General features: G+C 55.5%; 2 protein-coding genes. Both read left to right on the top strand.

The genetic code is table 11. The annotated features are described in order from the left end of the window. On the top strand, positions 1 to 1,848 hold a 1,848-nt coding region (locus tag HNR46_RS20290), incomplete at its 5' end, for an alpha/beta fold hydrolase (RefSeq protein ID WP_184022492.1). Continuing rightward, the gene (locus HNR46_RS20285) at positions 1,845 to 2,909 is read left to right on the top strand and encodes a carboxypeptidase-like regulatory domain-containing protein (RefSeq protein WP_184022490.1); all 1,065 of its coding nucleotides are present in this window, start codon (positions 1,845 to 1,847) and stop codon (positions 2,907 to 2,909) included. The genes HNR46_RS20290 and HNR46_RS20285, both read left to right, overlap by 4 nt. Positions 2,910 to 3,187 lie beyond the last annotated feature (278 nt).

Here is a 3,187-nt window from a genome sequence, read left to right as displayed (position 1 = left end):
GAAGCGACGAAAGTCACGCTAGGCGACCCGGAGGTGGTGAAGCTGACGGTTCGTGCAGGGGAGAATGTGTCGGAAACGGGCGTGGTGTTGGACCCGTTGGAAGCGAACGAAGGGACCTTTGAGAACGAGAGGCGGTATGATGTGGACCTCCTGCCCGTGAACATAAGCGTTGATGCCGACCGAAACGGTGAGATCGAACCCGGGAGCGACACCACCTCCGAGGCCACTCCATTCCGTTTCTGGGTGAACAACGATCAGGACGACGTGGAGGTGGACGAGCCGTCGGTGATCACCACGCCCGATCACAGCGACGCCCAGATCGCCACAAAACGCGACCTTGAGGACTTCACCCGCATTCGACTCTCAGTGGGCTTCCCGCTCGACCAACTGAAGGGGGGGGACTGGAAGGTGGGTTTGAGGTTCAAAGTAGCCGGGGGCCAATCACCCTCCATCCGGGTCTGGCCTAACGAATCGGAAACCGGGGAGGACTCCTACCTAGACGAACATCCCGCCGCCGGGAGACAGATTGCGAAACAGTGCTTCGGATCAACCAACGTTGGTACCGTATTTATCCCGAGTTCCTACTGGCAGGATCGAGATGATACCGAAGCACACCTGATCTTCGAGGGAATTAGCAAGGGAACTGGAGAGCTGGCTCTCATCTTGCAGAACGGTTCGGAAGGTCCAGAGATTGTGGGCCCGGTGGTCCACCTGAAGCTCCTTGATGTCCGCGAGATGTTCAAACGGGCGCGGATCGTTAACGAAGCGGACGAGATCCCCAATCCGTGGATTGACGCCCGCCCGCCCGCCCAGAGCTGGGTCTGGGATCCGTGGAACTGGGAGTATGATGAGGATCCCGAAGCCGAGGAGACCACCGCGATTTTCGTGCATGGTTGGCGACTCACTTATGCCACTTACCTTACCTGGGCTCAAACCAGCTACAAACGGCTGTGGCACCAGGGTTTCCGGGGGAAATTCTACACTTTCCGTTGGGCGACATTCAGTGGAGACAACAACGGCCTGCCCGACGACTGGGATATTGAACTTGAAGGAACCGATTTTCCTCCTGGCGGTACGACTTACAACCCGAGCGAATACCGGGCTTGGCTCTGTGGCCCGGCCTTGGCTTCGTGGGTGAACAGCCTGCCAAACGCGGGGCGCCGGAGCCTTTTTGCCCACAGTATGGGGAACGTTATTAGCGGGTCCGCTTTGAGAAACGGCATGTCAGTGCAACGCTACGCCCTTTGCAACGCGGCGATGGCCTCAATGGCGTATGACTCAGGTGCCCATATGAGGATCGACCCGGACACCGGGGAGCCATGGAACAGAATCTGGGGCTCCCAATTCCTTCATGAAACGCCAGACACGAATCCGTCTGCAGATATCAGGAATTCCTTCGGACTTGAAGGCAAGTTCGATATTGGAACCAACCTTCGAATGATTAATTTTTACCTCGAAGATGACGAGGCGCTTGACTCGTGGGTGAACAACAATCGCTTCTTAAAGCCGGAGTTTGGACGAGGGTATTACTACCAAGAAAATTCGGTTGATCCTGATTATCCAGACCCGCTATACCATTATATTTCTGATACGAATGTTTATAGAGGGGTTCACAGCCCTGATGAAGCGTTCGGATTTGTAACCAAATCTCTGACCAGAACCGCAGGATCTGATTCAAGAACCTCCGGGTCAATTAAGTCCTCGGTGAATATGAATGATTGGGGTGTAGGAGCGAAGCACTGGGGATTTGGCGTGACACACAGTGCCGAATGGCGATGGAGCAACCAGTCCACCAGTCATTTCTGGGATCGGCTTTGTGAAGAGCTTGAACTAATTAGGCAACAATGAAGGCACGAAAACAGAATATCGTCACTTACGGATTTCTCGTTGTTCTGGCGCTGTTGCCTGTGCTGGGCTGGTTACTCAATCGTAACGCCTCGGACGTGTCGGAGGCAGAGCCGGGTGTTTCGACATCCCGTGTGCATCAAGGAGCGAGTGACGAGAGCCGGCCTTCAGCGGAGCAGAGTGAACTGCCTGTTGATCTTGAAACTCTGATCTCCCGACTGAACACATCAATCAAGATTTACGGCAAGGTCGTGGATCAGTTTGGGAAACCGGTGGCTGGTGCCAAAGTGCAGCTCAACCCAATCAATCGGCTGGAGGACTCTTATGGCAAGAAGACCGTCATTACCGATGATGACGGGAGATTTTCGGCCGAGGGACTTCATGGGAACTCGTTGGGAATCTCCGCGGAGAAAAAAGGCTATCTGCGGATACCTCGCATGAGTTCTCTTTCCTCATCCGCGATGCTCGGCTACGAACGGGGTGGTGGCGGAACGGGCGACCGGCACGCCGACCCCTCGAATCCGATTGTCCTTGAGTTACTGAAGATCGGTCTGATCGAGCCCATGATTCATGTCGATAAGAAGCGTTGGACGCTGCCTGTCGACGGAACCCAGAAAAAGATCGCACTAGACTCCGAAGAGGGGCGGGGAACGCACGGGATTGAGGTTCGCTTCTTGAGCACTTGGAACCAACTTCCAATGGATAATGAGATAAACTCGAAGCTGTTCGACTGGAGCTTTGAAATCCGTGTTCCGGGAGGGGGGGTGGCGTGGGACCAAAGCGACCTGGAATTCGAGGCTCCGGCGACTGGCTATGAGGAAAGCGTTCGATACGAGTATTCTGCGACGATGCCGCGTACAGAATGGGAACCGTTTCGACAGGGGCGCTACTTCGTGAAATTCGCGGATGATACCTACGGACGCATCCAGTTCAGCATCGACGGTGGCTCCGACCGAAGTCCTCTGTATATGGAATCATGGCTGAGCATGAAACCCGGTTCCCGGAATCTTGCGACAGAGAACATGATCGTCAACGTGGTGGAAAGCGAGGAGCCGGACCGGTAGCCCAACGCTGGCGCAGAATCGGAGGCCACCCGGTCAAAGAGCAATCGACCGCTGCGGCACGCCACGTGCGGATGAGGTGCTGAGTGCGGCTGTCGCTGGTCGAATCAAAGGGGGCAGCGAATCAAAGGGGGCAGCCCTGAATGGCACTGGATTAAGCCACTTTCCGGTATCGTCAAAGGGGTAAGTCCTCGCGCTTTCACATTGCGGCTGTGCGTGTTTTTCTTCGCGCTCTCCGTGGTTATGGCCTGTCCGCTCCGTTTAGAAGCATCTGAGCGGTT

It is taken from the genome of Haloferula luteola (genome assembly GCF_014201715.1).
Classification (GTDB): Bacteria; Verrucomicrobiota; Verrucomicrobiia; order Verrucomicrobiales; family Akkermansiaceae; genus Haloferula; species Haloferula luteola.
The sequence above is the reverse complement of the archived record's forward strand: the minus strand, read 5'-3'. Positions and strand labels throughout refer to the sequence as shown.

Bases quoted from the DNA above. Each gene is read 5' to 3' on its own strand.
- HNR46_RS20285 (WP_184022490.1), top strand. From the start codon at position 1,845: ATGAAGGCACGAAAACAGAATATCGTCACTTACGGATTTCTCGTTGTT.